Consider the following 25,838-nt stretch of genomic DNA (forward strand, 5'->3'; position numbering starts at 1 on the left):
CCCCATGACGACCACCGGATGCCGGCCGGGGTCCAGGGTGCGCAGGAGGTCCTTCATGTTCGCCTTGGCGACGCTGACGCAGCCGGGGGTACCCCGCCGCCGCGCCCGGGGCCGGCTGTTCAGGAGAAGACGACGGAGCGCAGCAGCAGACGCCCGGACGCCCCCGCGCCCGGCGGCAGCGTGTAGGAGATGCCCCCTTCGCAGTCGGCGTCGAGGAAGACGGTGGCGGTGGCGTCCGTGAGGTTCCTCGGCGCCCTTGACACTGCTCCGGGCTCGGCCGCAGGCGGGGAGAGGGTGATGCACGTGCCGCTCGCGGGGTTGTTCAGGAAGCCGACGGCCTCGTACCCCTCGGCGGTGGTGTAGGTGTAGCGGAACTGGCCGGTCGCCGCGGAGGCCGAGCCCGGGACGGCCAGAAGCAGCACGAGGGCACTGCAGGCGGCGCCGACGGCCGCCGTGACGGAACGAAGAGACACAGGGTTTCTTTCTGTCGGGTACCGGTGCGGTCAGTGCCAGCGATGCCCCGTCGCCTGCGGGATAGACGCTTTGTCCCCCGAACGAGAATGCCGAATCGTTCCCCTTCCGGATACACCGACCGTGTCCACCACCTCCGTTGACCCGCGAGCGCGGACGAGACCGGTCCCTGTCGGTGAACTCGGCGTCGTGCCACGGCCCCCGACGGTATGGCGTACCAGGGGTCCGTCCGGCGAAGCGCGGCTCACTCGTACGAGTGTGTTCGGTTCCGTCCCGGGTCGGACGTGCCGCAGGCTGGCCGTCGTCACATCCGTGAAGCGACGAAGCAGAGCCTCGGAGGCCGGCATGGCGAACACCCCGGACGACCGCCTGTACAGCAAGGACCACGAGTGGGCCCAGGTCGACGGCGACCTGGTGCGGGTCGGACTGACGGATCACGCGCAGAAGCAACTCGGTGATGTCGTCTTCGTCGAACTGCCCGCGGTGGGCGACCGATTCCAGACGGGTGAGCCGTTCGGCAGCGTGGAGTCGGTGAAGGCCGTGTCCGAGGTCTACGTGCCCGTGAGCGGCGAGGTCGTCGAGGTGAACGACCTCCTGAACGAGAGCCCGGAGTCGATCAACGACGACCCCTACGGCGACGGCTGGGTGATCCGGCTCCGCACGGACGGCCCGGCGAGCGCCGACGGCCTCCTCAGCGCCGACGAGTACATCGAGTACATCAAGGCGGAGTCGGACTGACCCTGCTGGCAGGCGGCGTCCGGCGGCGGAGCGAGAGATCCGATCGTTGGTCCGATCGGAGGAGGACGGCTCCGATGGGCCGAAGACGCAGGCCGGCGGCATGGATGATCGCGCCCGAGGTGCCTTCCGCCCGGCGTCACGTTCCTGCTCCGGGCGTCCTGTGCAGATCCTGGAGGATCCATGCGACACCCTGTCTCCCGCCTGCGCACGCGGGCGCTGGCCGTCGGACTCGCGCTGGCGGTGTCCGCGCTCGTGCCCTCGGCCTCCGCCGGTGCGGCCGACTCGTACGAGTGGGCCGCGCTCGGCGACTCGTACACCGCCGGCGGCTTCGTCGGCGCCCCGCAGCCGGCCCTGGGCGACGCGTCGCGGGACGGCTGCGACCGCACCACCAACGCCTACCCCGACCTGGTCGACCAGGAGCTCGCCGAGTTCCCGCCGGGCAAGCCCGTCCACCTGACGAACGTCAGCTGCAGCAGTGCCACCATCGCCGACATCGCCACGACCAGGCAGACCCCGATGAGCCCCGTCCAGCCCCCCGCCGGCGGCTGGTCCGCGGTGGACCCGCAGATCAAACGGGCGAAGCTCGACGACCGGACCGACGTCGTCACCATCGGCGTCGGCGGCAACAGCCTGCCCTTCGGCGGCATGCTCCTCACCTGCATCGAACAGGGCCGGAACGGCAAGTCCTGCCGCGAGTACTACACCAACCCGCCCGAGGGCGAGGAGAACCTCCAGGACAAGCTCGCCCGGGTCCAGGGCGAGTACATCGAGATGCTGGCCCGGGTGCACGCCGCCGCGCCCAACGCCAAGGTGATCACGGTCGGCTACCCGGCCGTCCTGCCGGAGGAGGGCAGCGCCTGCAACCGCCTCGCCCTCACCGAACTCGGCCCGGTCACCCACGCGGACGTCGACTGGCTCCGTGACGAGGTCCTCATCCCGCTGAACCGCACGATCCAGCAGGTCAGCTCGTTCTTCGGGGACCGCTACGTCGACGTCTACTCCTCCAGCGTGGGCCACGACGCCTGCCGGCCCGCAGGCACCAAGTGGGTCGAAGGGATCTGCGGCGAGGCCGAGGACCACTGGCCCGCCAAGATCGGCACGGCACTGAACTGCCGTCTCCTCGACAAGCGCGTCACCCTGGTCCACCCCAACGCCGAGGGCCACGCCAACACCGCCGCCCACGTCGAACGAGCCATCCGCGTCGCCCTCCTCGACCACTGATCGACCAGCCCGCCCCTGACTCCGGAGCCCCGGCACCCCGCACACCAGCGCGTCCCGGGGCCCCGACCGGCGTGCACAGGGGACCACCCCTCGACGCCGGCCCCGCCACCCAGCCCCTCCAGGTGTGCGCAACGGGCCGAGCCCCGGAACTGACCAAGTGGCTGCCGGAGGCGCGCGAGCTGTGGCAGTGCCGTCCTCCCGGAGGGGAGAGGGCTGGCCGGTGACCGTTACCTATGCGGGGCGTGCTCCTATGGGATACGAAGCGGCCGAGGGTGATCGCCTCCTGGGTGTCGATGGGGCGAAGCTCCGCGGCCACCTCCGTATCCCCGCGCAGGACATGGCCGCTGCCTGTACGTATCAGGAGAGCGAGGGCTGCGGCGTCGTCGACTGGGTGAGGGGCAATACGCCCGCGATGATCACGCTGACGCACCAGGGGATCGGCGGATGGAGACAGAAGAGGAAGCCCGTGGCTGAGCCGCGTCACCGTCGGGCCGGACGACTGTGACCGCTTGCCGGGCGGGACACCGGCCCGCGTTCTTCCCGGCTTTCCGGGTGGCCGCCCTGCGGGGGCACGCATCCGAGTCCTGTTTTCTGCCGGGGCGCCGGCAGCGGGATGCCGAACCGCAGGGCCGCGCGCCGGACGAGACGGGGCAGGACGGCGTAGAAGCGGTCGGGAAGGAACACGGCGTCCGCGATGATCATCGCGCCCGAGAAGAGGGGCAGCCCCAGGAGCACCGCGATGCCGACGTGCATGCTCAGCAGCATGACGAGAACGGGGTACTTGAGCCTGCCGAACAGCACGAAGGGGAAGGCGACCTGGGAGAGGACGGTCAGGTAGCCGACAGCCGCGATCACGATCGGGTACTGGTCCAGGACGTGGGAGAGCACCGGCCAGGGCTGGAAGAGTTCGAGGTTCAGCACGTAGTGGAGAGCGGTGCCGTCACTCCAGAAAGAGCCCTGGACTTTGTACAGACCCGCTGACCCGTACAGGAAACAGACCTGTGCCGCGATGACGAAGACCGCGCAGTTGTGCACCACCGTGGTCAGCGTGACGCGGGCGGCCACGAGTTGCCGCGCGAAGGGTTTCCGTACCCGCCGCGGCACGCTGTCCGTACGATCCGCCTCGCGCCGCCTTCTGCGTGCGTCCAGGGACCAGTGCCGGCCGCAGCAGGTGAGCACGAGGTACAGGGCCATCAACAGGATCAGGTTGTCGCCCCCGTCCGTCATGAAGATCGCTCTCGCATGGAACGACGTCACCACGACGGCGAACAGGACGGACGTGGCCCGGGTCCGCCAGCCCAGCACGAAGAGGGCGCACGTCACGAGAGCCAGCGCGTAGCACAGCTCGAAGTAGACAGGGCTGTCCGACAGGATCAGGACGCTGTACCAGCCCGTCTGGTCGAAGAGCTGTGCCGCCAGGGCGGGTGTCCACGGGGAGCCGGGGCCCCAGATCTCGTGCCGGTGGGGGAACTCACGCAGGAGAAAGACCAGGTAGAGCGACCCGTAACCGATCCGCAGAACCGACAAGGCGTAGAGGGAGACTGGCCGATCGGTGACGAGCGCCCAGAGAGCGCCGGCCCAGGTGAGCAGCCGTCCGGAAACCGTGCCCGTCGGCAGGGGCTTCCGGCCCGCAGAGTGGTCTGGCTCGACTGACATGACGGGGACCTCGCGGTTGTGTTCACTTCCCATGGGGGGGCACCTTCCACCAGGGCAGGAGCCGGTTCTCGACAGGTGTCGACGGGCGGTTGCCGCCAGTCGCGTCCGGCGCGGCGACGGGCCGTGTGACGACCCGAAGCTGAATGAAGCCGAACCTGCGGTTCTTGTCGTGGTCGGTGACACGATCCGCGGCGATGTTGCTCAGATACGTCTGCATCATCGCGGCCCGTTCCGAGCGTGCCGTGTCGTCCGCTCCGTGCGTGTCGACGTAGGAGGACCAGGCGCGGCGCAGGAGGTTCTGAGCCGTGTGGCTCGGAAATACGTGGTGTGTGACCGCGGCACGGTCCACGGCGGTCAGGTCCAGCCATGGGCTCACCCGCATCGACCCGTCCGAGTCGCTGTGCGCGGTTCTCGCCAGGATCTGCCGGTTGAAGGAGTCGGGGTTGGGGGCGAAGAGCCGCCAGTTCTGTTCGAAGAGGGGGTACACCCATGCGTTGATCTGCTGGCTGTACCGCCGTGACAGGGCATTGGAGGGAGCCACGGCGAGGAAGACGACCGCGACATGGACCAGGGCCACCACCAGGCACAGGCCCACGGCACTGTGCAGCGCGGCCCTCAGCACGCGGGCACCGACGGGCGGCTTGGCGGTGGGCGGGTCCACGGTGTCATGGCCTTCTCCCGGGAGCGGTCCGGAACCGGACTCCTCCCGTTTCCTCACAACCGCTGATTCAATTCCGCTCGACACCGTCCACCCTGCCTTCTCACCTGTCGTTGTCCGGCGCTTCGGAGTTCTGTGGAATTGCGCCGGCGGCGCGCGGCGGAATGGAGGTCCGCCACGCGCCGTCATTCGAGGAAGGAACTTCGCGTCCCTGTCGCCTAGTCCTCGTGGCTCTTGTGGGCCTTGGAGTCGCCGTAGTCCATGTATTCTTCGATCTTCGGCTGGTCGCCGTAGCCGTAGCCGTTGTGCACGCTGGGCTTCTCATCGTGGCCATGGCTATGGCCCGGCTTGCCGTCCGCGCCCTGGTGCTCGTTGCCCGGCTTGCCCTGGCCGGGGCCGCTCTCATGGCCTGGTGCACCGCCGTGTCCCCCAGGGGCGCCACCGGTGGTGTTGCCCGCGGTGTTCCCGGTGGTGGTGCCGTTTCCGGCGGTGTTGCCCGTGTTACCGGCGGTGTTGCCCGCGGTGAGGGTGCCCCCGGTGACGAGGGGGCCGCCCAGGAGGCCGCCGCTGATCAGGCCCCCACCGGTCGCGCCGAGGATGGTGCCGCTCGTCAATCCGCCCGTGCTGGTCCCGCCGGTGGTTCCGGCGGTGGTCCCGGCGGTGGTGCCGGTGGTGGTCCCGGTGGTGGTGCCGGTGGTCGTTCCGGTCGTGGTGCCGCCGGTGGTGCCGGTGGAGCAGGAGTTGAGGAAGATCCGGTTCGTGTCGAGCGTCACGGCGCCATTGCGGGCAAGCGCCCGTCCCTCGATGTTCGTCCCCGTGGTCACGTGGATGTCCGTCAGAGCCATGATGGTGCCGACGAAGGTGGAATTGGTGCCGAGTGTGGCCGAACTCCCGATCTGCCAGTACACGTTGCACGGCGAGGCGCCGTTCGTCAGGAGCACCCGGCTGGAGGACGCCGTCGTCAGGGCCTCCGGGATCTGGAACACCCAGACCGAATTCGGGTTGCCCCCGGCGTCCAGGATCAGATCACCGGTGATCCCGACACCGGAGGAAGCGGTGTAGACGCCCGGGAGCAGGGTGGTGCCGTTGCCGATTCCCGCCGCGAGCGCGAAGTCCGTGGCCTGGCCGGCGGCGTTGTTGTACGCGGTGACCAGGTCGGACTTGGCCTGGAGCGCGACGGCGTCGGCGGCGTGCACCGCGCCGAGCACCTCGCCGGGCGGGAAACCGGTGATGGCCGGATTCGGGTGCGTCCCGAGATCGTGACCGATCACCGTGGGGCCGGTGTTGGTGACCCCCGCACCCGCCAGAACGGAGAAGCTCGCGGCGGTGGCCAGCGGTACAGGCGTGGCGATGGCGACTGCCTGGGCGGGCGACAGGACGACCATCGCGGCGGCGACCGTCGCGGCGAGGGCCGAGGCCAGCAAGCCGGGCACGGTGCGGCGGCGGGCCATTTCAGGGATCTTCAGCTTCATCAAGAGGCCAATTCTGTGCGGGCCGTGGCGCACCGGGCCCTACGAAACGCCCGGGGCCTTGATCTGGTCGCTGCATATTACGGAGGAATGTGTGTGAGGCAATAGCAATTAACGGGAGGTTTGGCAGAGCAGAAAATGAATCCCCCGAATGCGCGGACAGTTATTGGGAAATGAATACTTCCGATTAGCTGGCGCATTCTCCCGGATGGGCGGGACGTCCGACAAGGATCTTCGAGCGCTCCCAGGGGCGCCGGCCGCGAGGGGACGTCGCCCAGCGGCGGACTGTGCCGGCTCAGTCAACGCGAAGCAGCCGACCCCCGCTCGCGGAGTCCCATGCAATCGCCTCGGACGCCGAGGTGTCCCCAAGATCGGCTGGGCGGCGTCCGAGGGAGCTCAGTACACCAGAACGACAAGGAACAGGCTGGCCCAGGGGATCGACGCCGAGGTGCGACAGCAGCTGAGCGCGTCGGATGAGCGACGAGCACGCCAGGCGTAAGCCGCCGCCCATAGGGGGCGGGGCTCCGGCCAGGTGCGATGCCGGAACCCTCGCGCCCTTCAGCGCCGTGCACCCGGCACGGGAAGATCGAGATCACACATCGATCGTTATGCCATTTACAATGGCATACTGGCTGTTATGGCTGGCGATGCGGACTTCCTCCCCGGTGACGGGCCCACGAGTGGCATCTCCGTCACCCTGACCGCCGGCACCCTGCAGGCCATCCGGGCGCGGGTCGGCAAGCGGGGCGTGTCGGCGTACCTGGAGAAGGCGGCGCAGCGGCAGATCGAGCGCGACAACCTTGACGAGCTGATCGCCGACTTCGACAAGGCGCACGGCCCGGCCGACCCCGAGGCCGTGGCGGCCAAACGGGCCCGGCTGACCGGCGACACCTCCGATGCCGGGGCGGTTGCGTGAGCGGTGCCCTGGTCCTGGACAGCGAGGGCCTGGTGAAGGCCGTCCGGCGGGACCGGGAGATCCATGAGTGGCTGACGGCTGCCCGGGACGCCGACCTGCCGGTCGTCACCTCCGCCGCCGTGCTGGTGGAAGTCATCCACCCGAAGATCAACGACGCGGCCCTGAAGTGGACCCTGTCCCGCCTCCGCGTGGAGCCGGTCACCCAGGCCGTCGCGCGGTCCGCCGCCGGCCTGCTGCGGACCGCAGCGCTGCACGGCCACAAGTACGCCATTGACGCCATGCTGTGCGCGACCGCGCTCCAGCATTCGGGCCCGGTGACGATCCTGACCTCAGACGCGGAGGACATCGGAATGCTCACCGCCGGGCACCCCCGCATCCGGCCCGAGCGGGTCTGAGCCCTACGGCGCCAGGTCAGCCACAGCCCTCAGGGGTGCATACAGTTGCTCCGCAGTCGCCGGCGCCCTGTCGAAGCTGCTGTCGGCAGCAGGAGCCGGGCCGGCGTCATCCGATCCCACTCCCGCATTGGCGATCGCGAGCAGTGTCCACCTGGTGCGAACTGCAGCCCGGCGCAGGCGACTTCGCGCATCAGGCGCCACGTTGCGGCGCAGGACATATGAAATGCGTCTCGCTATTCGAGATGATCCAGCACTGCTTCCGCTGCGACGGGCCCGCAGGGGCCTTTCAAGTGCCGCTCCACCTGCGCTTAGGGCACGCGGAGGGCACACCGCCCCCAAGTCGGACTAGACAACAAGCAAACCCCAGGCCGCTGACCTGGGGTTTCAATCTGGAGCGGGTGACGAGAATCGAACTCGCGCTCTCAGCTTGGGAAGCTGATGTTCTACCATTAAACTACACCCGCGTAAGTACGGACGAGGTGCCCCGGAGGGGCCGGTGTCCGGACCTTGCTCACTCTACATCATCGCAGGCCCCTGGTGTTCGGACCCCGGGGGCCTGAGTGGGTTTCAGGGGTGGGATCCGGCTGCCGGTGGCCGGAGTTGGGGCGTACCGTGGAGGCCTGGGGGAGGGCCGGAGTGCCGCGTGGAGAGTCGTCTCTTTGATCCCGTAATGTGGCTTTTGTCGTCCGGGCAGCAACGCCGGACGCGGCTCTTGGGGAAGGGACTTGAGGGACTTGATGGAACGCACCGTCGTCCGATGCGCGGACGGGCACGTCTTCAGCACCGCTTCGTTCCCGATGCAGCAGGCCGAGCGCCTCGGCCCCGGCCGGCTCGTGCGGTGCCCGCGCTGTGCCCGGCTCCGCAGTGCCGTGCCTGTCGTCATGGAGAAGCGGTGACGGAGGGAAAGGCGAACCGACCGTAGTCGGCGCGTGACAGCGGGCGCGCGGGGCCGTCGTGATTGCCACGGCTCCGCGCGCCTTGCGTATCCTCGCTACGTGCTTCTCTCAGACAAGGACATCCGGGCCGAGATCGACGCCGGGCGGGTACGGATCGATCCCTACGACGAATCCATGGTGCAGCCGTCGAGCATCGACGTGCGGCTGGACCGGTACTTCCGGGTGTTCGAGAATCACCGGTACCCCCACATCGACCCCTCCATCGAGCAGGCCGACCTGACCCGCCTGGTCGAGCCCGAGGGCGATGAGCCGTTCATCCTGCACCCCGGGGAGTTCGTGCTCGCCTCCACCTACGAGGTCATCACGCTTCCCGACGATCTCGCCTCGCGGCTCGAGGGCAAGAGTTCGCTCGGCCGGCTCGGGCTGGTCACCCACTCCACCGCCGGGTTCATCGACCCCGGGTTCAGCGGGCACGTCACCCTGGAGCTGTCCAACCTCGCCACGCTTCCGATCAAGCTGTGGCCGGGTATGAAGATCGGCCAGCTGTGCATGTTCCGGCTGACCTCGCCCGCCGAGTCCCCGTACGGCAGCGAGCGCTACGGCTCCCGGTACCAGGGGCAGCGCGGGCCGACCGCCTCGCGGTCCTTCCTCAATTTCCATCGGACCCAGGTGTGAGGGCGACTACAGCATGAGCAGCGCAGACGTGCGGGAGAATCTGACCTACGAGCGGTTCGGCACCGCCATCCGCGAGCTGGCGCAGACCATCGCGGACGACGGGTACGAGCCCGACATCGTGCTGAGCATCGCCCGCGGTGGTGTGTTCGTGGCCGGCGGGCTCGCCTACGCCCTCGACTGCAAGAACATCCACCTCGTGAACGTCGAGTTCTACACGGGCGTCGGCACCACCTTGGAGATGCCGGTCATGCTCGCCCCGGTGCCCAACGTGATCGACTTCTCCGACAAGAAGGTGCTGATCACCGACGACGTCGCCGACACCGGCAAGACCTTGAAGCTGGTCCGCGACTTCTGTCTGGACACCGTCGCCGAGGTGCGGTCCGCGGTGATCTACGAGAAGTCCCACTCCCTCGTGAAGTGCGAGTACGTCTGGAAGCGGACGGACGACTGGATCAACTTCCCGTGGAGCGTCGAGCCGCCCGTCGTGCAGCGTGCCGGACAGGTTCTCGACGCCTAGTTCCGGCCGTCCCGGCGGTTCTGGCCGTTCCGGCGGCTCCGGCGGTTCGGAGAGATCCGAGAGATCCGAGAGATCCGAGAGATCCGAGAGATCCGAGAGAGACATGGGAAAGGGCCTTCGGCGCGGCAGCCGGAGGCCCTTTTCGCGTGGTCGGACGAACTAGAACGTGCCCAGCTTCACGATCGACAGCAGCGCGACCAGCTGGATCGCCGACGCCCCCAGCGCCTTCGGCCACGGCAGGTCGTGGGAGCGGGAGACCATCAGGGTCAGCAGGGCGCCCGCGCCGATCCAGGTGGCCCAGCCGAGGATCTGGACGAAGCCGGCGTCGCCGCCGAAGAACATGGCGACGATCAGGCGGGGCGCGTCCGTGAGGGCCGTGATCAGCATGGACAGGCCGACCGTGGGCTGCCAGGCGCCGTCACCGCCGAGCTGGCGGGCCAGGGTGTGGGTGACCACGCCCAGGACGAACAGGCCGAGCACCATCACGACGGCCGTGATCAGCACGATCGGGACCGCGTTGGACAGCGTCGCGCTGATCGCGTCCTGGCGGGCGCCGTCGAAGCCGAAGACCGCGAGCAGGCCGTAGAGGAAGGTCACGATGAGGGCGGGCAGCCACATCGTGTAGTCCCGCATGCGCAGGAACGTCTCGTTCGGGGAGAGGACGATCCCCTTCAGCAGTTCCTTCCAGTGCAGCGGCGGGCCGATCGGGGCGGCGGGCGCGGCGGCCGAACCGGCCTGGTAGGTGGAGCCCTGGGTGTAGTCGGCGGCCTCGTCGATGGAGAAGGCCTGGGTGTGGCCCGGGTTGTTGGCCGCGTACGGGTCGTGCCCGCCGTGCCCGTGGCCCGGGTGGCCGCCGTCGCCGAAGTACTCCGGCCCGTCGTCGGCCGGCCCCGGGTAGCCGTACGGCTGCCCCTGCTGCGGGTACGACGGCTGCGGCGCCGACGGGTAGCCGTACGAGGGGCCCGGGCCCGGTCGGCCGTACGGCGGCTGGCCGTACGACGGTCCCCCGGGCTGAGCGGGGCCGCGCCCGTGCCCGTACGACGGTCCCTGGGGCGCCTGTTGTCCTTGGGGGGTGCGGTTGTCCCGGCCCCCGCGTCCGATCCTGAATCCAGCCACGTCATCGAACGTACCTGGTCCGGGCGGCCGATGGGCCCGGCCCGGTGGTCCGGGCCCGGCTTTGCGGCCGACCTGTGACATCCCCTAAGGGACCGTCAGCAGTTCCCTGCGGGATCCCTCCGGGCTCCTCCCGGGGTTCCTCCGGGTCCCTCCGGGGTTGCGTACGGGTGCAGGAGGCCCAGACGCGGCAACGGTCGGGATCGGTGTGGCGGCCGGGGCCATGGTCCAGGATGGGTCCATGAGCGTAGTGAAGATCAATGTGCTGACCGTTCCCGCCGAGCAGCGGGAGGTGCTGGAGAAGCGGTTCGCCTCGCGGGCCCACGCGGTGGAGAACTCCGACGGCTTCGAGTGGTTCGAGCTGCTGCGCCCCGTCGAGGGCACCGACACCTACCTCGTCTACACCCGCTGGCGGGACGAGGAGTCGTTCCAGGCCTGGATGGAGGGGCCGATGAAGTCCGCGCACCAGGGCGGCGGCGAGGGCGGCGAGCGCCCGAAGCCGGCGGCCTCCGGCTCGACCCTGTGGTCCTTCGAGGTGGTGCAGCAGGCCGGTCCCAAGAACGCGTAGCGCGAACGACGGCGCCCCCTGCCTGTGCGGGGCAGGGGGCGCCGTCGTCGCGTCGGGAGCTGGTGCGCCGGCTCCGGCCGGGAGTTACTTCACCGGCTCCGGCTCCGGCGTGCTCTCGGTCTCCTCCTCGCCCGCCGGGTCGGCCGGCGTCTTGACGGAGTCGAGCAGCAGCTGGGCGACGTCCACGACCTGGATGGACTCCTTGGCCTTGCCGTCGTTCTTCTTGCCGTTGACCGAGTCGGTCAGCATGACGAGGCAGAACGGGCAGGCCGTCGACACGATGTCGGGGTTGAGGGAGAGGGCCTCGTCGACGCGCTCGTTGTTGATGCGCTTGCCGATCCGCTCCTCCATCCACATGCGCGCACCACCGGCGCCGCAGCAGAAGCCGCGCTCCTTGTGGCGGTGCATCTCCTCGTTGCGCAGGCCCGGGACCTTGCCGATGATCTCGCGCGGGGGCGTGTAGATCTTGTTGTGGCGGCCCAGGTAGCACGGGTCGTGGTAGGTGATGATGCCCTCGACCGGGGTGACCGGGATCAGCTTGCCCTCGTCCACCAGGTGCTGCAGCAGCTGGGTGTGGTGGATGACCTCGTAGTCGCCGCCGAGCTGCGGGTACTCGTTGCCGAGCGTGTTGAGGCAGTGCGGGCAGGTGGCGACGATCTTCTTGGCGGACTTCGGCTTCTTGGTGGCCGGGTCCTCGTCGTCCTCGCCGAAGGCCATGTTCAGCGCGGCGACGTTCTCCATGCCCAGTTCCTGGAACAGGGGCTCGTTGCCGAGGCGGCGGGCGGAGTCACCGGTGCACTTCTCGTCGCCGCCCATGATCGCGAACTTGACGCCCGCGATGTGCAGCAGCTCGGCGAAGGCCTTCGTGGTCTTCTTGGCGCGGTCCTCCAGGGCGCCCGCGCAGCCGACCCAGTACAGGTAGTCGACCTCGGTGAGGTCCTCGATGTCCTTGCCGACGACCGGGACCTCGAAGTCGACCTCCTTGGTCCACTCCAGGCGCTGCTTCTTGGCCAGGCCCCAGGGGTTGCCCTTCTTCTCCAGGTTCTTGAGCATGGTGCCCGCCTCGGAGGGGAAGGCGCTCTCGATCATGACCTGGTAGCGGCGCATGTCCACGATGTGGTCGACGTGCTCGATGTCGACCGGGCACTGCTCGACGCAGGCGCCGCAGGTGGTGCAGGACCACAGCACGTCCGGGTCGATGACGCCGTTCTCCTCGGCGGTGCCGATCAGCGGGCGCTCGGCCTCCGCCAGCGCCGCGGCGGGGACGTCCTTCAGGGCCTCCTCGGAGGCCTTCTCCTCGCCCTCCATGGTCTTGCCGCCGCCGGCCAGCAGGTACGGCGCCTTGGCGTGCGCGTGGTCCCGCAGGGACATGATCAGCAGCTTCGGGGAGAGCGGCTTGCCGGTGTTCCAGGCGGGGCACTGCGACTGGCAGCGACCGCACTCGGTGCAGGTGGAGAAGTCCAGCAGGCCCTTCCAGGAGAACTGCTCGACCTGGGAGACGCCGAAGACGTCGTCCTCGCCCGGGTCCTCGAAGTCGATCGGCTTGCCGCCCGAGGTCATCGGGAGCAGGGCGCCGAGGGAGGTCTCACCGGTGGCGTTGCGCTTGAACCAGATGTTCGGGAAGGCCAGGAAGCGGTGCCAGGCCACACCCATGTCGGTCTTCAGGGAGACCGTGATCATCCAGATGAAGGAGGTCGCGATCTTCAGGCCGGCGAAGAAGTAGGTGAGGTTCTGGAGGGTGGAGACGTCCATGCCCTCCAGCCACGACACGACCGGGTACGAGATGAAGAACGAGGCCTCGTAGCCGTCCACGTGGTGCTGGGCGCCCTCCAGGGCGTGCAGCATGAAGATGCAGACGCCGACGATGAGGATGACGGTCTCGACGAAGTACGCCTGGCCGAAGTTGGAGCCGGCGAAGCGGGACTTGCGGCCCGGCTTGCGCGGATGGCTCAGCTGGCGGATGACGATCAGGGCGAGGATGCCGACCACCGTCATCGTGCCGATGAACTCGACGTAGATGTTGTACGGCGCCCAGTCGCCGAGGACCGGCAGGATCCAGTCCGCCTTGAACAGCTGCCCGAAGGCGTTGACGATCGTCAGCAGCAGCGTGAAGAAGCCCACCGCGACGAACCAGTGCGCCACGCCCACGATGCCCCAGCGGTTCATCCGGGTGTGGCCGAGGAACTCCCGGACCACGGTGATGGTGCGCTGTGTGGGATCGTTGGTCCGCGTGCCGGCCGGGACCGGCTGGCCCAGCTGCATGTGGTTGTAGATCTGGAGGAGGGCGCGGCCGAACAGTGCCACGCCGACCACGATCAGGACCAGCGACACGATGATCGCGGCGAGTTGCATTGGGGCTCCTGAGGCGGCCTCGGTCTGAACGAGCTGTCTGAGCTGATCGTCGTTACTAAGCGGTAACTTATGTAGTCCGTCTGAGACTACCCCCATCTTCCTTCGTGATGCAGCAGAGCGCGGGGTGATCTGGGTCGCTGAGGGTGACCTGCGTCCGCCCTCTGTAGGCAATCCGATCGTGTTATTCGTACCGAATTGATACTTTCGCCCCTACCTTAGAGCCGTGCTCTACGGGATCGCCGCCGCTACCGCCGCCCTGCTCTGCACCGCCGTGCTCGCGGCGGCGCTCCGGCTGCCCGCCCAGAGGGCCCACATCCTCGACCGGCGCCGGCAGCGGCCCCTGCCGCTCCTCGGCGGCCTCGCCGTCGTGGCCGTCACCTGCCTGGTCGCCGGAATGGGGGAGTGGACCCGGGTCGCCCCGCTCGGGGACGGGGTCGCCGAGCTGCTCATCGCCGCCGCCGCGGTCGCCGGCCTCGGCCTGGTGGCCGACGTGTGGCGGCTCCGCGCGCGCGTGCTCGTCGCGGGGACGGTCGTGGCGGCGGCCTGCGTCGTGCCGTACGACGAGACGGGCGTGCCGGGCGGGCTGCTGGCCGTCGGCTGGATCGTCCTCGCCACCCTCGCCTTCAAGGGGCTCGACCACGCCGACGGGCTGGCCGGGACGGTGGGGGTGGTCACCGCCTTCGGGGCGGGGGCCTGCGCCGCCGCCGAGGTGATGGACGGGCTCGCCGTCCTGCTCAGCGTGGTCGCCGCCGCCCTCACCGGCTTCCTGATGCACAACTGGCATCCCGCGCGGATCGGGCTCGGCGCCTGCGGCTCGCTGTTCACCGGGTTCGTGCTGTCCTCGGCGGTCGTCTTCACGCGCGCGGGGTACGACATCGGGCCGAGCGCGGCGGTGGTGTTCTGCCTCGGGGCGGTGGCCGTCGCCGACGCCCTGCTCGTGGTCCTCGCCCGCGGGGTGGCCCGCCGCCCGCTGCTGCGGCGCGGCCCGGACCACCTCGCGCACCGGCTGCGGCGGCTCGGGCTCACCCCGCAGGGCTCGGTCGTGCTGCTCGGGGCCGGGTCCTTCTCCTCGGTGCTGGTGGGGGTGCTGGTGCACACCGGGTGGACCGGGGGGCAGGCCGTGCTCTGGGTGGCCGGCGGGGTGGTCGTCGCCGTTCTCGCCCTTCTTCTGATCCCCGTCCCGCAGGGTCGCCGCTCGGCATCGACGCAGGTCAGCGGGCACTTGCGCGTAAGAAACGGATAAGAGTTGAGTCCGGCCGACTCAGGTCTGTTGACCCGGCGGGTCTCCTCGGGCACACTTGAGCCTGTTCCACTCAAGTCAGCTGGAGGAATCAACCATGGCACGTGCGGTCGGCATCGACCTGGGCACGACTAACTCCGTCGTCAGCGTTCTGGAGGGCGGCGAGCCCACCGTCATCACCAACGCCGAGGGTGCCAGGACCACGCCGTCCGTCGTCGCCTTCGCCAAGAACGGCGAGGTGCTCGTCGGCGAGGTGGCCAAGCGCCAGGCGGTCACCAACGTCGACCGGACCATCCGGTCCGTCAAGCGCCACATGGGCACCGACTGGAAGATCGCGCTGGACGGGAAGGACTTCAACCCGCAGCAGATCTCCGCGTTCATCCTGCAGAAGCTGAAGCGGGACGCCGAGGCCTACCTGGGCGAGAAGGTCACGGACGCGGTCATCACCGTCCCGGCCTACTTCAACGACTCCGAGCGCCAGGCCACGAAGGAGGCCGGCGAGATCGCCGGTCTGAACGTCCTGCGCATCGTCAACGAGCCGACCGCGGCGGCGCTCGCCTACGGCCTCGACAAGGACGACCAGACGATCCTCGTCTTCGACCTCGGTGGCGGCACCTTCGACGTGTCCCTCCTGGAGATCGGCGACGGCGTCGTCGAGGTGAAGGCCACCAACGGTGACAACCACCTCGGTGGTGACGACTGGGACCAGCGCGTCGTGGACTACCTGGTCAAGCAGTTCCAGTCCGGTCACGGCGTGGACCTGTCCAAGGACAAGATGGCCCTTCAGCGCCTCCGCGAGGCCGCCGAGAAGGCCAAGATCGAGCTGTCCTCCTCCACCGAGACCTCGATCAACCTGCCGTACATCACGGCGTCCGCCGAGGGCCCGCTGCACCTGGACGAGAAGCTCACCCGGGCTCAGTTCCAGCAGCTGACGGCCGACCTGCTGGAGCGCTGCAAGACGCCGTTCCACAACGTCATCAAGGACGCCGGCATCTCCATCAACGAGATCGACCACGTCGTCCTCGTCGGTGGCTCCACCCGTATGCCCGCCGTCGCCGAGCTGGTCAAGGAGCTGACCGGCGGCAAGGAGGCCAACAAGGGTGTGAACCCGGACGAGGTCGTCGCCATCGGCGCCTCGCTCCAGGCCGGTGTCCTCAAGGGCGAGGTCAAGGACGTCCTGCTGCTCGACGTCACCCCGCTGTCCCTCGGTATCGAGACCAAGGGCGGCATCATGACCAAGCTGATCGAGCGCAACACCACGATCCCGACCAAGCGCTCCGAGATCTTCACGACGGCCGAGGACAACCAGCCGTCCGTGCAGATCCAGGTCTACCAGGGCGAGCGCGAGATCGCGGCGTACAACAAGAAGCTCGGCATGTTCGAGCTGACCGGTCTGCCGCCGGCGCCGCGCGGCGTCCCGCAGATCGAGGTCTCCTTCGACATCGACGCCAACGGCATCATGCACGTGACCGCGAAGGACCTGGGCACGGGCAAGGAGCAGAAGATGACCGTCACCGGCGGCTCCTCGCTGCCGAAGGACGAGGTCGACCGCATGCGCCAGGAGGCCGAGCAATACGCGGAGGAGGACCACCGCCGCCGCGAGGCCGCCGAGGCCCGCAACCAGGGCGAGCAGCTCGTCTACCAGACCGAGAAGTTCCTCAAGGACAACGAGGACAAGGTCCCCGGTGAGGTCAAGACCGAGGTCGAGGCCGCCGTCGCCGAGCTGAAGGAGAAGCTCAAGGGCGAGGACACCGCCGAGATCCGCACCGCCACCGAGAAGGTCGCGGCGGTCTCGCAGAAGCTCGGCCAGGCCATGTACGCCGACGCCCAGCAGGCCGCGGGCGGCCCCGAGGGCGCGACCGCCGGCGGTGCCAAGGCCGCCGACGACGACGTCGTGGACGCCGAGATCGTGGACGACGAGCGCAAGGACGGTGCCGCGTGACGGAGGAGACCCCGGGCTTCGAGGAGAAGCCCGACGTCCCCTCCGGCGCCACCTCCGACGACGCCGAGCCGAAGGCCGCCCCCGAGGAGGGGGCGGCCCCGGCCGGGGACGCGAACGCAGCGGACGCCGGTCTGGTCGCCCAGCTGGACCAGGTGCGCACGGCGCTGAACGAGCGCACGGCGGACCTCCAGCGGCTCCAGGCCGAGTACCAGAACTACCGCCGCCGGGTCGAGCGCGACCGGGTCGCGGTCCGGGAGATCGCCATCGCGAACCTCCTGACCGAACTCCTCCCCGTGCTCGACGACATCGGCCGGGCCCGGGAACACGGCGAACTGGTCGGCGGCTTCAAGTCGGTGGCCGAGTCGCTGGAGACCGTCGCGGCCAAGATGGGCCTCCAGCAGTTCGGCAAGGAGGGCGAGCCCTTCGACCCGACGATCCACGAGGCCCTGATGCACAGCTACGCGCCGGACGTCACCGAGACGACCTGCGTGGCGATCCTGCAGCCGGGGTATCGCATCGGCGAGCGCACCATCCGCCCCGCGCGGGTGGCCGTCGCCGAGCCGCAGCCCGGCGCGCAGACGGTCAAGGCCGAAGGGGCCGACGAGAAGCCGGCCGACGAGGAGAAGGACAACAGCTCTGAAGAGGGCTGACGTTTCGTATGTGAGCGGAAAGGAGGGACGTCGGGGATGAGCACCAAGGACTTCATCGAGAAGGACTACTACAAGGTCCTCGGCGTCCCCAAGGACGCCACCGAGGCCGAGATCAAGAAGGCGTACCGGAAGCTCGCCCGCGAGTTCCACCCGGACGCCAACAAGGGCAACGCCCGGGCCGAGGAGCGCTTCAAGGAGATCTCCGAGGCGAACGACGTCCTCGGCGACCCCAAGAAGCGCAAGGAGTACGACGAGGCGCGCGCGCTGTTCGGCAACGGCGGCTTCCGCCCCGGACCGGGCGCGGCCGGCGGCTCCTTCAACTTCGACCTGGGCGACCTCTTCGGAGGCGGCGCCCAGGGCGGAGGCTTCGGCGGAGGACTCGGTGACGTCTTCGGGGGCCTGTTCAACCGCGGCGGTGCCGCGGGCACGCGTACCCAGCCCCGGCGCGGCCAGGACGTCGAGTCCGAGGTCACGCTGAGCTTCACGGAGGCCATCGAGGGCGCCACGGTGCCCCTCAGGATGTCCTCCCAGGCACCCTGCAAGGCCTGCTCGGGCACCGGCGACAAGAACGGCACGCCGAGCGTGTGCCCGACCTGCGTCGGCACCGGTCAGGTCGCGCGGGGCTCCGGTGGCGGCTTCTCGCTCACCGACCCCTGCCCCGACTGCAAGGGCCGCGGCCTGATCGCCGAGCACCCCTGCCTGGAGTGCAAGGGCAGCGGGCGCGCCAAGTCCTCCCGGACCATGCAGGTCCGCATCCCGGCGGGCGTCACCGACGGGCAGCGGATCCGGCTGCGCGGCAAGGGCGCGCCCGGCGAGCGGGGCGGCCCGGCCGGCGACCTCTACGTGGTCGTCCATGTCGGCGAGCACCCGGTGTTCGGGCGCAAGGGCGACAACCTCACCGTCACCGTGCCGGTGACGTTCGCCGAGGCGGCCCTCGGCGGCGAGGTGCGGGTGCCCACCCTCGGCGGCCCGGCCGTCACCCTGAAGCTGCCGCCCGGCACGCCGAACGGCCGGACCATGCGGGCGCGGGGCAAGGGCGCGGTCCGCAAGGACGGCACCCGCGGCGATCTGCTGGTCACCGTCGAGGTGCGTGTCCCCACGGACCTGTCGGGGAAGGCTCGTGACGCGCTGGAGGCGTATCGCGAGGCGACCGCGGGCGAGGACCCGCGGGCGGAGCTGTTCGAGGCCGCGAAGGGAGCTTGAGAGTGATGGACGGCCGTCGTCCCCGTCAGCGCGGGGGTTTTTCACCGTACGAACTGACTGATGAGACCCCGGTCTACGTCATCTCGGTGGCGGCCCAGCTGTCCGGACTCCACCCGCAGACGCTGCGCCAGTACGACCGTCTGGGCCTGGTCTCCCCGGACCGCACCGCGGGCCGGGGCCGGCGCTACTCGGCCCGGGACATCGAGCTGCTCCGCCAGGTGCAGCAGCTGTCGCAGGACGAGGGCATCAACCTGGCCGGCATCAAGCGGATCATCGAACTGGAGAACCAGGTCGCCGCGCTCCAGTCCCGCGTCGCGGAGCTGGAGGCGGCCCTGGACGGCGCGGCGGCCGCGATGCAGCAGCGCGAGGCCGCCGTGCACGCCTCCTACCGCCGCGACCTGGTCCCGTACCAGGAGGTCCAGCAGACCAGCGCGCTGGTGGTCTGGCGGCCCAAGCGGCAGCAGCAGGACTGACGCGCACCGGCGTACGACGCGAGGGGCCCGGATCTCCGGGCCCCTCGCGCTGTCTCAGGAGGTCGGCTCGCTCGGGGTGTCCCGCTCGGTCGCGACCACCACGGTCGCCTTGCCGGTCCACTCGTAGAGGGAGTTCCAGGACGTGTCGTAGGCGTCCACGAAGAAGCAGCGCTCCTCGCCGTCGGGAACGGTCTCGTACCGGTACGAGGTGTCGCCGGGCATCAGCCAGGCCGTCTGGCTCCCGGAGCAGACCCGGTCCTCGCCGTCGCTCAGGATCCGGCCCGTGTAGACGACGTACCGGTGCAGGTCGGGGGCCGGGTTCTCGTCCCACGCCAGGTCGAAGCCGTACGCGGTCGGGGTGGCCGTCAACCCGGTGACCAGCGGCGGCGGGGTGTCGTCCCGGCGCTCGCCGCTGACGGCGGCGGACCGGGCGGACTCGTTGCCCGCCGCGTCCAGCGCGCTCACCCGGTAGAAGTACTCGCTGCCCACCTGCGCCGTGGCGTCCCGGTAGGAGAGCTGGTCGGTGCTGCCGAGGCTGGTGTAGGTGCCGCCCGCGTCGCCCGCCCGGTACACCCGGTACGAGACCGCGCCGGGCACGGCGCTCCAGCCGACCCGCACGCCGCCGGCCTCCGACTCGTCGGTGACCTTCACGTCGGCCGGGACGGCGGGCGCGACCCGGTCGGCGGTGGTGACCGGCTTGTCGGCCGTGCCCGCCGACGTGTTGCCGGCCTTGTCGTAGGCGCGGACCTCGTAGTAGTACGTCTCGCCGGTCACCGGGAGGGTGCTGTCGGTGTACGTGGTGCCGGTGGTCGTCGCCAGCGGTGCGGCGCCGTACGCGGTGCCCTGCAGCCGCCGGTAGACGCGGTAGCCGGCGAGGTCCATCTCCTTGTTCTTCGCCCAGGTGAGCTTCGCCCGGCCGGTCGCGGGGTCGTAGGCCACCGAGGTCCCGGCCGGCACCAGGGGCTTGACCGTGTCGACGTCGGGGGAGGTGCGGGGCGTGTAGGCGAAGGAGACGTTCGCGGAGCCGGTCCAGTTCACGAAGTCCACGCGGAGCGTGTGCTTCCCGGACGGGATCGTGACGTTGACGGTCTTCTTCTGCGTCGTCGAGACGTTCTTCCAGAGGTCGACCTTGCGGGTGCCGTCCAGGTACACCCGGATCCCGTCCTGGGCGGCGGCCGTCAGGGCGAAGGGGCCGCCGGAGCCGAAGTCGCGGGTGACGGTCCAGCGGACGCCGAAGTTGTCCCGGGGCAGACCCGTGGCCGGGGCGCCGGTGCCCCACTGCTGGTCGATCGCGCTGTCGCAGTCGGTCTTCTTCGGAGTGCCGGAGAAGGTGGTGTTCGCGAAGAACTGCCGGGTATAGACCGGTGAGGCGCAGTTCGTGGCAGCGGTCGCGGGCGGGGCGGCCACGCCGAGCAGGGCGCCGGCGGCGGCGAGTACGACGGCCGAGGCGGTCGTACGACTGGCTGAGTTCATTCGGTCCTCTGATCGAGTCGGAGCGCGGCGCGGGGCCGTCGTGATCACGACTCGTGGTGAACCGGGTTGGTTGTACCGGACTGGCCGAACCCCTGAAGTGCCTGGGATGTCCGGTCCGTAAAGGGCATTTGAAGGGGGTTTCGCGCGACCTTCACAGGGAAGCTGAGCGTGGTGTTGCGCACTCGTTAAGTGATTCTTCTTGACGCCGGGTACGGGCTCCGCGTTGTCTTTTCAGTCACCTGGGTCGTATTGCAACACCCACGTCCGGAACGCACCTGAAGTGAGCCCTCGAATGCGTCGAATCGCCATATCCGTGGCCGCGTCCACGATGACCCTCTCGCTCGCCGGCTGCGGCGTGCTGAACGCGACGGGGGACGGTGCGAGCGCAAGCCCGACCAAGGGCAACGACGTCACCGTGGGCCTGCTGCTGCCGGAGAAGGCGAACACCCGCTACGAGAAGTTCGACTACCCCATCATCAAGGACAAGGTGGCCGAACTCACCAAGAACCAGGGCAAGGTGCAGTACGCCAACGCGGACGCCAGCGCCGCCCGGCAGTCCGAGCAGATGCAGAACATGATCGACGCCAAGGTCGACGTCATCCTGCTCGACGCCGTCGACGCGCACGCCATCGCCGAGGACGTGCAGAAGGCCAAGGACGCCGGCATCCCGGTCATCGCCTACGACCGTCTCGCCGAGGGCCCGATCGACGCGTACATCTCCTTCGACAACGAACTCGTCGGCGAGGTGCAGGGCCGCAGCCTGCTGGAGGCCCTGGGATCGGGCGTCGACACCTCCGACAAGGTCGTCATGATGAACGGCTCGCCCACCGACCCGAACGCCAAGCAGTTCAAGGAGGGCGCGCTCTCCGAGCTGAACGGCAAGGTGGACATCGCGGCGAGCTTCGACACCACCGACTGGAAGCCGGAGAACGCCGAGGCCAACATGGCCAAGGCCATCGCGCAGATCGGCAAGAACAACATCGCCGGCGTCTACTCCGCCAACGACGGCATGGCGGGCGGCGTCATCAAGGCCCTGAAGGCCGCAGGCGTCACCGAGCTGCCCCCGGTCACCGGCCAGGACGCCGAACTGGACGCGGTGCAGCGGGTCGTCGGCGGCGAGCAGTACATGAGCGTCTACAAGTCCTACCCCGACGAGGCCGAGGCCGCCGCGCAGATGGCCGTCACCAAGATCCAGGGCAAGGACATCCAGTTCGACGCCCTCACCCAGGACCGGGTGGACAGCCCCACCACCAAGGACATCCCGGCCCGGCTGGTCCAGGTGAGCGCCCTCACCAAGCGCACCGTCAAGGACACCGTCATCGAGGACGGCATCTACAGCGTCGACGAGATCTGCACCGCCAAGTACAAGGCGGCCTGCGCGGCGATCGGCCTCAAGTAGACGGCCCGGCCCGGCCCGGCTTCCGCACGCGGCCCCGGCGGGGTGCAGGTACCCCGGCCGGGACCGCTCCGGGTGCCGCCGGCACCCGGGCCGGAGCGGCACCCTCGATGCCGGGGCGACGCCCGCGCCACCACCGTCGTCTTGTGGCGACGCGCAGGGCGGAGCGGTGTCGAAACCCGGACAGAGCCGGGCTTTTCGCTGACCGCCGTGGAGCGAGCCGTGTTGCGGACCCGGTTGGGCGCCCCGCATAGTTGCGCTGCGGAAGTGGCAGCACACCGGGGGTGGAATGGGCGATGGCCGGGCGCGGGGCGGAGGAGCATCCTCACGGTGCGGACCGGCTGTGCGAGGCCGGGGACCGGGTGTACTCCCGTGCCGTGCGCCGGGGACGAGTGCCGCGCACGGACGCCGAACCGGTGCCCTGCCTGCTGGAACTCGCCCTGCTGCACCCCGACCCGGACGACATGGACTGGCTCGTGCCGACCTCCCCGCAGGAGGTCATGACCCGGCTGCTGCGCGGGGTCTACGACGAGGTCAGCGAGAGTCAGCGGCGGGTGGGCTCGGCGGTGGCCGCGTTCGAGTGGTACGCGGACCTGGGCCGGCACCTGCGGGCCCTGACGACCCCCGCCGAGGGCACCGCGATCCGGGTCCTGGACGGGCTCTCCCGCATCCAGGCCGCGATGGACGAGGCGACCGAGGCGTGCACCACCGAGGTGCTCACCGTGCAGCCCGGCGGCATCCGGCGGGAGGCCGAACTCACCGAGGGCCTGCACCGGGCGCTGGCGCTGCGCGGCCGGGGCGTGCGGATGCGCGACCTGTACACCCATGTGGCCCGGCACGGCCAGGGCCTGCTCAACTACCTCGAACTGATGGGTGACGCGGTCGAGGCCCGCACCCTGGACGAGGTCATCGACCGGCTCATCCTCTTCGACCGCACGGTGGCGTTCATCCCCGCCAACGCCGACCGCACCATGGCCCTCGAACTGCGCCACCCCGCCCTGGTGGAATACCTGGTGACGGTCTTCGAACGCCTCTGGCGCCTGGCGATCCCGCTGACGGCGCCGCTGCCGGACACGGGCATCGAGGGCATCTCGCACCGCGAGCAGTCCATCGCCGCGCTGCTCGCCGAGGGGCACCAGGACGCGGTCATCGCCGAGCGCCTCGGCATCAGCGTGCGGACCTGCCGGGCCCACATCGCCCGCCTCTCGGAGACCCTCGGCGCGGCCAGCCGCACCCAACTCGGCGTCCGCATCGCCCAGGTCGGCCTGGACGGCCACCGTCCCGCCCTCACCGCTGCGGACCAGGAACCCCCGACCACTCGATGAGACAGCCGCACCGTGCCCGGCTCTCGCTGCCCGGCACGGCGGCGAGCCCGGCGATGCGCAGCCGAGCGGCCCGCACGTTCTTCCACGGGGTCCAGCCGTCCGGGGTCGTCCACGGCGGGGTGCAGTGACCCGGTGCCGATCAGGGACGGGGCGTCGGCACCGCGCCGGCGGCGGGCATGCGGCCTTCCCGCGGGGCGCGTTCGTACGCCTCCCGCCCGGCGGCGCACAGTTCCTCGGCACGGTGTGCCTGGCGCGTCACCGGGCCGTCCTCAGTGGTCCCGGTCCAGGATTCCCGACTGCGCGATGAGATAGCCCAGCTGTGCACGGCTGCCGCTGCCGAGGGCCTGGGCCAGCTTGGCGATGTGGGCCCGGCAGGTACGGACGTTCATCCCGAGACGCCGCGCGATCGCCTCGTCCACGTGGCCTTCGACCAGGAGCTTGGCGATGGAGTGCTGGATGTCGGTGAGGCCGTCGGACGCGGCTTCGTAGGGAGCGCTGGCGCTGAGGGGAACCGCTCGGTTCCACATGAACTCGAAGACCTTGATCAGATAGCGGACGAGCCCCGGGTGGCGCAGTTCCAGAGCCACCTGCTGGTCGTCGCGGGTGGGGATGAAGGCGACGGACTCGTCGCAGATGATGAGACGCTCCACCAACTCGTCGATGGTGCGGTACTCCACCTTGCCGTCGGCGAACTGCTCCACGTAGGAGAGCTTCTCCGGGTTGTAGCGTGCCGTGTGCTGGTACAGGGTCCGGATGCGGACACCGCGTTCGAGCAGGGGCTTGTCACGCTCCAGGCCCTGGGTGAAGGTGCGCTCGGAGAAACGGTTGGTCGGCTGGACCGTGAGCACCTCGGTCTGGCACTGGGCCGTGGCCAGGTCCAGCGCCGTGTTGATCCGGTCGCTGCCCTCCAGGACGGCGATCGAGTGCGTGGCCGAGGCTGTCTGCGCGCTGAGGGCCATGAACGGCTCGAAAGCATCCGAGAGTTCGATTGACTTGCGCCTGCGATCCGCTATCTCGCGCTCCAGAGGGTTGAGGCGCTGGGCGAGGGCGACCGCCGGAGGCAGGGGGCGCAGCCAATCGGGGTCGTCAGGATCGGGATACAACAGGGCGAGTTCCATCAAACAGGGAGCCGGATCCACGTCCACGCGGGCGATGCGCCCCGTCCGCAGAGCGTGCGTATACAGCCGACTTCCTTCCTCACACAGCTCAGTGACTGTATGGGGATGTGCCGGTTTAGCCCGATTCGTTACCAAATCTCCACCCCCCAGGGTCCTGAACATGCAGGAACATGATGCACTGATTGTGTGGTCATGACGTGCCTGAATGAGCCATCGTCTTATCCGACGGGGGAAGAGGGGACCTTCAAGTGAGGACGAAGCCGACAATGGGTCAGAGAGCGCTTCGCTCGATACTTGTCGCCACCTTCTCCGCTGTTGTGGCCCTCGGAGTGCTGAGTGGCCACTCCGGTGCGAAGGGCGACGTCAGGGCGGATACCAGGTGGCCGGCGGTAGCGGTGACCAGTGCGCCCACGGAGACGGCTGACAGTTCTGGGGAGCTGATGTGACCACTCCACCCGACGACCGCTCCTTCCGTCGCGAAATGGCCACCGCCTACCGCTCCGGCTGGCACTTCATCGACCTGGTCACCGCCATCCCCCACAGCGGTGACTCGCTGATGGTGACCGTGTTCGGCGAGCCGGTCGTCGTCACGCGGGACGAGGACGGTGACGTGCGGGCGTTCCGGTGCCTGCGCAAGCCGCGCGGTGCGCCGCAGCCGGTGCGCTGTGCCATCCGGTACGGAATGATCTTTGTGAACCTGGACCAGCGGGACCACCGGCTGTCCGAGCCGGCGGAGACCGACGTGAGGACCATCTCGGCCACCCCCCGCAGCGCCTGAAGCGATTCCCCCGTCGTAACACATCGCTCAGGTGCTTCCCCCCGCAGCGGCGTCACCGTGACCTGAACACGGTGACGCCGCTGCAGTTTCCGGCGGTACATCCGGGTATCGGCAGACTTTCACAGGGCTTCACCGTGGCCGAAAACCGCCGTACTCAGCCCCGCCCGAGCGCCCGCTCCACCTGGATCTCGATCACCACCCGGGACGGGTTCGGCGACGGCGCCCGCTCGTACCGTTCCGCGTAGCGCCGCTCCGCCTCCGCGATCCGTTCCGGCTCGGTGCGGACGTGCGCCCGGCCCTCCAGCGTGGCCCAGCGCCGGCCGGCCACCTGGCACACCGCCACCCGCGCTCCCTCGGACCCGGCCGCGAGCACGTGGGACACCTTCGTGCTCGACTTGTTCGTGATCACCCGGGCCAGTCGCGCGTCGGGGTCGTAGGTCACCCCCACCGGGACGACGTGCGGGCTGCCGTCGGGCCGGAGGGTCGTCAGGGTGCACAGGTGCCGTTCCCGCCAGAAGGCGAGGTACGGCTCGTCCGGGGCAGCCGGGTCTACGGAGTACGAGGCCATGCCGTGCAACCTAACCGACCCCGCCGA

Annotated in this window: 25 protein-coding genes and 1 tRNA gene; 16 read left to right on the top strand and 10 right to left on the bottom strand. The window is 69.6% G+C overall.

Going from position 1 to position 25,838, the window contains the following annotated elements; translation table 11 throughout:
• Window positions 1-119: 119 nt before the first annotated feature.
• The gene (locus CCN44_RS18010) at window positions 120-473 is read right to left on the bottom strand and encodes a hypothetical protein (RefSeq protein ID WP_208639790.1); all 354 of its coding nucleotides are present in this window, start codon (window positions 471-473) and stop codon (window positions 120-122) included.
• A gap of 343 nt (window positions 474-816) precedes the next feature.
• On the opposite strand from CCN44_RS18010, the gene gcvH reads away from it, so the two are divergent.
• Complete coding sequence (gene gcvH / locus CCN44_RS18015) at window positions 817-1,209, top strand: glycine cleavage system protein GcvH (protein WP_086698238.1); 393 nt, start codon at window positions 817-819, stop codon at window positions 1,207-1,209.
• 180 nt (window positions 1,210-1,389) lie between these two features.
• Complete coding sequence (locus tag CCN44_RS18020; protein ID WP_086698239.1) at window positions 1,390-2,430, top strand: SGNH/GDSL hydrolase family protein; 1,041 nt, start codon at window positions 1,390-1,392, stop codon at window positions 2,428-2,430.
• A 480-nt stretch (window positions 2,431-2,910) separates the two neighbouring features.
• On the opposite strand, the gene CCN44_RS18030 is transcribed toward CCN44_RS18020, so the two are convergent.
• The 3 genes from CCN44_RS18030 to CCN44_RS18040 form a co-directional block, all read right to left on the bottom strand.
• Window positions 2,911-4,086 carry an HTTM domain-containing protein gene (locus tag CCN44_RS18030; protein WP_107502082.1) on the bottom strand — a complete coding sequence of 392 codons (1,176 nt, stop codon included), beginning with the start codon at window positions 4,084-4,086 and terminating at the stop codon, window positions 2,911-2,913.
• Window positions 4,087-4,108: 22 nt separating this feature from the next.
• Window positions 4,109-4,747 carry a DUF5819 family protein gene (locus tag CCN44_RS18035; protein WP_237481493.1) on the bottom strand — a complete coding sequence of 213 codons (639 nt, stop codon included), beginning with the start codon at window positions 4,745-4,747 and terminating at the stop codon, window positions 4,109-4,111.
• A gap of 215 nt (window positions 4,748-4,962) precedes the next feature.
• Window positions 4,963-6,216, bottom strand: a complete 1,254-nt coding sequence (locus CCN44_RS18040; protein ID WP_086698240.1) for an ice-binding family protein — start codon at window positions 6,214-6,216, stop codon at window positions 4,963-4,965.
• A 634-nt stretch (window positions 6,217-6,850) separates the two neighbouring features.
• Here CCN44_RS18040 and CCN44_RS18045 point away from each other — a divergent pair.
• Entirely contained in the window at window positions 6,851-7,129 is a 279-nt protein-coding gene (locus CCN44_RS18045; protein WP_086698241.1) for a hypothetical protein, read from the top strand.
• Complete coding sequence (locus CCN44_RS18050; protein WP_086698242.1) at window positions 7,126-7,524, top strand: type II toxin-antitoxin system VapC family toxin; 399 nt, start codon at window positions 7,126-7,128, stop codon at window positions 7,522-7,524. The genes CCN44_RS18045 and CCN44_RS18050 overlap by 4 nt, the downstream gene beginning before the upstream one ends.
• Before the next feature lie 390 nt (window positions 7,525-7,914).
• Here the strand turns inward: CCN44_RS18050 and CCN44_RS18055 are convergent.
• A tRNA-Gly gene (locus tag CCN44_RS18055) sits at window positions 7,915-7,988 on the bottom strand.
• 531 nt (window positions 7,989-8,519) lie between these two features.
• Between CCN44_RS18055 and dcd the strand changes: the two genes are divergently transcribed.
• Window positions 8,520-9,095 (top strand): dCTP deaminase, encoded by a 576-nt coding sequence (gene dcd, locus CCN44_RS18060; RefSeq protein WP_059250234.1) that lies wholly within the window; start codon window positions 8,520-8,522, stop codon window positions 9,093-9,095.
• Window positions 9,096-9,108: 13 nt separating this feature from the next.
• Window positions 9,109-9,612 (top strand): phosphoribosyltransferase, encoded by a 504-nt coding sequence (locus CCN44_RS18065; RefSeq protein WP_086698243.1) that lies wholly within the window; start codon window positions 9,109-9,111, stop codon window positions 9,610-9,612.
• Window positions 9,613-9,771: 159 nt separating this feature from the next.
• Here the strand turns inward: CCN44_RS18065 and CCN44_RS18070 are convergent, their stop codons facing one another.
• Window positions 9,772-10,809, bottom strand: coding sequence for a Yip1 family protein (locus CCN44_RS18070; RefSeq protein WP_208639791.1), 1,038 nt, complete (start codon window positions 10,807-10,809; stop codon window positions 9,772-9,774).
• 157 nt (window positions 10,810-10,966) lie between these two features.
• Here CCN44_RS18070 and CCN44_RS18075 point away from each other — a divergent pair, with 157 nt between their 5' ends.
• Window positions 10,967-11,293 (top strand): antibiotic biosynthesis monooxygenase family protein, encoded by a 327-nt coding sequence (locus CCN44_RS18075; protein WP_059250237.1) that lies wholly within the window; start codon window positions 10,967-10,969, stop codon window positions 11,291-11,293.
• Between the two features lie 84 nt (window positions 11,294-11,377).
• On the opposite strand, the gene CCN44_RS18080 is transcribed toward CCN44_RS18075, so the two are convergent.
• Entirely contained in the window at window positions 11,378-13,645 is a 2,268-nt protein-coding gene (locus tag CCN44_RS18080) for a (Fe-S)-binding protein (RefSeq protein WP_086698244.1), read from the bottom strand.
• Window positions 13,646-13,868: 223 nt separating this feature from the next.
• Between CCN44_RS18080 and CCN44_RS18085 the strand changes: the two genes are divergently transcribed.
• The 5 genes from CCN44_RS18085 (at window position 13,869) to CCN44_RS18105 (ending at window position 19,153) form a co-directional block, all read left to right on the top strand.
• Entirely contained in the window at window positions 13,869-14,888 is a 1,020-nt protein-coding gene (locus CCN44_RS18085) for an MraY family glycosyltransferase (protein ID WP_086698245.1), read from the top strand.
• Window positions 14,889-14,982: 94 nt separating this feature from the next.
• A complete protein-coding gene (dnaK, locus tag CCN44_RS18090) occupies window positions 14,983-16,827 on the top strand; it encodes a molecular chaperone DnaK (protein ID WP_059250240.1) in 1,845 nt (614 codons plus the stop codon).
• Window positions 16,824-17,477 carry a nucleotide exchange factor GrpE gene (grpE, locus tag CCN44_RS18095; protein ID WP_059250241.1) on the top strand — a complete coding sequence of 218 codons (654 nt, stop codon included), beginning with the start codon at window positions 16,824-16,826 and terminating at the stop codon, window positions 17,475-17,477. The genes dnaK and grpE overlap by 4 nt, the downstream gene beginning before the upstream one ends.
• A gap of 36 nt (window positions 17,478-17,513) precedes the next feature.
• Window positions 17,514-18,680, top strand: coding sequence for a molecular chaperone DnaJ (gene dnaJ / locus CCN44_RS18100; protein ID WP_059250242.1), 1,167 nt, complete (start codon window positions 17,514-17,516; stop codon window positions 18,678-18,680).
• A 5-nt stretch (window positions 18,681-18,685) separates the two neighbouring features.
• Window positions 18,686-19,153: a heat shock protein transcriptional repressor HspR gene (locus CCN44_RS18105; RefSeq protein WP_059255065.1), complete on the top strand. Its 468-nt coding sequence runs from the start codon at window positions 18,686-18,688 to the stop codon at window positions 19,151-19,153.
• 54 nt (window positions 19,154-19,207) lie between these two features.
• Here CCN44_RS18105 and CCN44_RS18110 read toward each other — a convergent pair whose 3' ends face one another.
• Window positions 19,208-20,626, bottom strand: coding sequence for a fibronectin type III domain-containing protein (locus CCN44_RS18110; RefSeq protein ID WP_086698246.1), 1,419 nt, complete (start codon window positions 20,624-20,626; stop codon window positions 19,208-19,210).
• 292 nt (window positions 20,627-20,918) lie between these two features.
• On the opposite strand from CCN44_RS18110, the gene CCN44_RS18115 reads away from it, so the two are divergent.
• From CCN44_RS18115 to CCN44_RS47380, 3 genes are all read left to right on the top strand, one after another.
• Window positions 20,919-22,025, top strand: a complete 1,107-nt coding sequence (locus CCN44_RS18115) for a sugar ABC transporter substrate-binding protein (protein WP_059250244.1) — start codon at window positions 20,919-20,921, stop codon at window positions 22,023-22,025.
• 293 nt (window positions 22,026-22,318) lie between these two features.
• Complete coding sequence (locus CCN44_RS18120) at window positions 22,319-23,347, top strand: helix-turn-helix transcriptional regulator (RefSeq protein ID WP_086698247.1); 1,029 nt, start codon at window positions 22,319-22,321, stop codon at window positions 23,345-23,347.
• Window positions 23,344-23,475 carry a hypothetical protein gene (locus CCN44_RS47380; protein ID WP_260335156.1) on the top strand — a complete coding sequence of 44 codons (132 nt, stop codon included), beginning with the start codon at window positions 23,344-23,346 and terminating at the stop codon, window positions 23,473-23,475. Before CCN44_RS18120 ends, CCN44_RS47380 begins: the two co-directional genes overlap by 4 nt.
• 141 nt (window positions 23,476-23,616) lie before the next feature.
• Here CCN44_RS47380 and CCN44_RS18125 read toward each other — a convergent pair whose 3' ends face one another.
• A complete protein-coding gene (locus tag CCN44_RS18125; RefSeq protein ID WP_086698248.1) occupies window positions 23,617-24,627 on the bottom strand; it encodes a helix-turn-helix domain-containing protein in 1,011 nt (336 codons plus the stop codon).
• Between the two features lie 280 nt (window positions 24,628-24,907).
• Between CCN44_RS18125 and CCN44_RS18135 the strand changes: the two genes are divergently transcribed.
• Window positions 24,908-25,243, top strand: coding sequence for a Rieske (2Fe-2S) protein (locus tag CCN44_RS18135; protein WP_079081016.1), 336 nt, complete (start codon window positions 24,908-24,910; stop codon window positions 25,241-25,243).
• A gap of 154 nt (window positions 25,244-25,397) precedes the next feature.
• On the opposite strand, the gene CCN44_RS18140 is transcribed toward CCN44_RS18135, so the two are convergent.
• Complete coding sequence (locus CCN44_RS18140) at window positions 25,398-25,811, bottom strand: pyridoxamine 5'-phosphate oxidase family protein (RefSeq protein WP_143649841.1); 414 nt, start codon at window positions 25,809-25,811, stop codon at window positions 25,398-25,400.
• Window positions 25,812-25,838 lie beyond the last annotated feature (27 nt).

The sequence above is a fragment of the Streptomyces tricolor genome, from assembly GCF_002155905.1.
GTDB classification, from domain to species: Bacteria; Actinomycetota; Actinomycetes; order Streptomycetales; family Streptomycetaceae; genus Streptomyces; species Streptomyces tricolor.

Coding starts and splice junctions, on each gene's coding strand:
- gcvH (WP_086698238.1), top strand. CDS start 817: ATGGCGAACACCCCGGACGACCGCCTGTACAGCAAGGACCACGAGTGG.
- CCN44_RS18020 (WP_086698239.1), top strand. CDS start 1,390: ATGCGACACCCTGTCTCCCGCCTGCGCACGCGGGCGCTGGCCGTCGGA.
- CCN44_RS18030 (WP_107502082.1), bottom strand. CDS start 4,086: ATGTCAGTCGAGCCAGACCACTCTGCGGGCCGGAAGCCCCTGCCGACG.
- CCN44_RS18040 (WP_086698240.1), bottom strand. CDS start 6,216: ATGAAGCTGAAGATCCCTGAAATGGCCCGCCGCCGCACCGTGCCCGGC.
- CCN44_RS18045 (WP_086698241.1), top strand. CDS start 6,851: ATGGCTGGCGATGCGGACTTCCTCCCCGGTGACGGGCCCACGAGTGGC.
- CCN44_RS18065 (WP_086698243.1), top strand. CDS start 9,109: ATGAGCAGCGCAGACGTGCGGGAGAATCTGACCTACGAGCGGTTCGGC.
- CCN44_RS18070 (WP_208639791.1), bottom strand. CDS start 10,809: ATGTCACAGGTCGGCCGCAAAGCCGGGCCCGGACCACCGGGCCGGGCC.
- CCN44_RS18075 (WP_059250237.1), top strand. CDS start 10,967: ATGAGCGTAGTGAAGATCAATGTGCTGACCGTTCCCGCCGAGCAGCGG.
- CCN44_RS18080 (WP_086698244.1), bottom strand. CDS start 13,645: ATGCAACTCGCCGCGATCATCGTGTCGCTGGTCCTGATCGTGGTCGGC.
- dnaK (WP_059250240.1), top strand. CDS start 14,983: ATGGCACGTGCGGTCGGCATCGACCTGGGCACGACTAACTCCGTCGTC.
- dnaJ (WP_059250242.1), top strand. CDS start 17,514: ATGAGCACCAAGGACTTCATCGAGAAGGACTACTACAAGGTCCTCGGC.
- CCN44_RS18105 (WP_059255065.1), top strand. CDS start 18,686: ATGGACGGCCGTCGTCCCCGTCAGCGCGGGGGTTTTTCACCGTACGAA.
- CCN44_RS18110 (WP_086698246.1), bottom strand. CDS start 20,626: ATGAACTCAGCCAGTCGTACGACCGCCTCGGCCGTCGTACTCGCCGCC.
- CCN44_RS18115 (WP_059250244.1), top strand. CDS start 20,919: ATGCGTCGAATCGCCATATCCGTGGCCGCGTCCACGATGACCCTCTCG.
- CCN44_RS18120 (WP_086698247.1), top strand. CDS start 22,319: ATGGCCGGGCGCGGGGCGGAGGAGCATCCTCACGGTGCGGACCGGCTG.
- CCN44_RS47380 (WP_260335156.1), top strand. CDS start 23,344: ATGAGACAGCCGCACCGTGCCCGGCTCTCGCTGCCCGGCACGGCGGCG.
- CCN44_RS18125 (WP_086698248.1), bottom strand. CDS start 24,627: ATGTTCAGGACCCTGGGGGGTGGAGATTTGGTAACGAATCGGGCTAAA.
- CCN44_RS18140 (WP_143649841.1), bottom strand. CDS start 25,811: ATGGCCTCGTACTCCGTAGACCCGGCTGCCCCGGACGAGCCGTACCTC.